Source organism: Acidithiobacillus sp., from assembly GCF_023255755.1.
Lineage (GTDB): Bacteria > Pseudomonadota > Gammaproteobacteria > Acidithiobacillales > Acidithiobacillaceae > Acidithiobacillus.
Genome location: NZ_JAGDVS010000174.1, coordinates 2222 through 3765, shown reverse-complemented (window position 1 = coordinate 3765; position 1544 = coordinate 2222). Strand labels below are relative to the sequence as shown.

At 56.0% G+C, this 1544-nt stretch carries 2 protein-coding genes; both read left to right on the top strand.

Annotated features, from left to right (window positions below; all coding sequences use genetic code 11):
- The first annotated feature begins 147 nt into the window (after nt 1-147).
- Nucleotides 148-1104, top strand: a complete 957-nt coding sequence (locus Q0C48_RS12200) for an IS1595 family transposase (protein WP_291524740.1) — start codon at nt 148-150, stop codon at nt 1102-1104.
- 74 nt (nt 1105-1178) lie between these two features.
- Nucleotides 1179-1544: FAD-dependent oxidoreductase (locus Q0C48_RS12195; RefSeq protein ID WP_291524737.1), on the top strand; the 366-nt coding region annotated here is incomplete at its 3' end.

The window sequence follows — 1544 nt, the reverse complement described above, 5'->3', positions numbered from 1 at the left end:
TCAAGAAACAGAAATGTTTTTTTACAGAACGCCTGGCCCGCGACAGCGGGGTTGGAAAGCTGATTAGCAACAATCTTCAGCCAAGCTCACCTGGTGAGGCTGTGAGGGCGTAATTTGCAGTTATCGTTCATTTTTGAGGACAGCATCATGGCCATGAATCGCATCCAGTTTCAGCCCGGTCTGTCGATGCCGGAGTTTCTCAAGTTTTTTGGCACCGAGGTGCTTTGCTCTGCGGCGCTGGAGAAAGCGCGCTGGCCCGATGGTTTCCGTTGTCCTGACTGCGGCGGTGCGGCCCACTGCGTCTTGCAGACGGGGAGCCATAATGTCTTTCAATGTCAGGCCTGTCGGCATCAAACCTCGCTGATCGCAGGCACCGTTTTTCAAGCGACGAAACTGCCTTTGACGACCTGGTTTCTGGCGATCGACCTCATCAGTCAGGCCAAAACCGGCGTGTCGTCGCTCGCGCTCAAACGCCAACTGGGCGTGAGCTATCCCACAGCCTGGCTGGTGCACCACAAGCTGATGCAAGCCATGGCCGCGCGGGAGGCCCGCTACACGCTCAGTGGCGAAGTCCAGGTTGACGATGCGTATTTGGGGGGCGAACGCACTGGCGGCAAGGCCGGGCGGGGTTCTGAAAACAAAGTTGCTTTTGTTGCTGCAGTCTCTGTCAGTGATGCGGGCCACCCGTTGCGCATCAAGCTCAACACGGTGTCGGGCTTCAAGCTCAAAGCCATCGCGCAGTGGGCCAGTCAAAACCTGGCCACCGGCAGCATCGTCTACTCCGATGGCTTGGCCTGTTTCCGCGCGGTCACGCAGGCAGGTTGCACCCATCAAAGCACCGTCGTGGCCGGGCGCAAGCCCAATGCAGTGCCACAGTTGCAGTGGATCAACACGGTGCTGGGAAATCTCAAGACCAGCTTGAGCGGCAGTTACCACCGCTTTGGGTTTAGAAAATACGCACAGCAGTACTTGGGCGCTTTCGCCTATCGCTTCAACCGCAGATTCGATCTGAGAGCCCTGCCGCAGCGCCTGCTGATCGCGGCGGCACAGTGCAGACCGCAGTCCCAGAATTCGATTCGGATGGCGGCTGAAGTTCATTGCTAATCAGCTTCCCAACCCCGCTGTCGCGGGCCAGGCGTTCTGTAAAAAAACATTTCTGTTTCTTGAGAGCAAACACCATGTCTGAACATATTGTCGTCCTCGGCTCCGGATTCGCTGCGCTGACAGCCATACGCACATTACGATCCGCCCGTCCTGATTTAGACATTACGGTCATTGCGCCGCTGACCACATTTACTTATTTGCCGAGTCTGATCTGGATTCCAACAGGCAAACGCCAGGGCGCAGAGATCACCGTTGATTTACAACCGCTCTTTAAACGGCTCCACGTCAATTTCATCCAAGCCCACGTTGTGGGTCTCGAATCCAATGGTCGTGTTGTCCTGACGACAGCGGGAAGTGTCAACAATACCGGCTTGATCATTGCAACTGGCGGTCGTTTCCTGAAAAACATCCTTGGAATCGAACACACCATTACCCTGTGC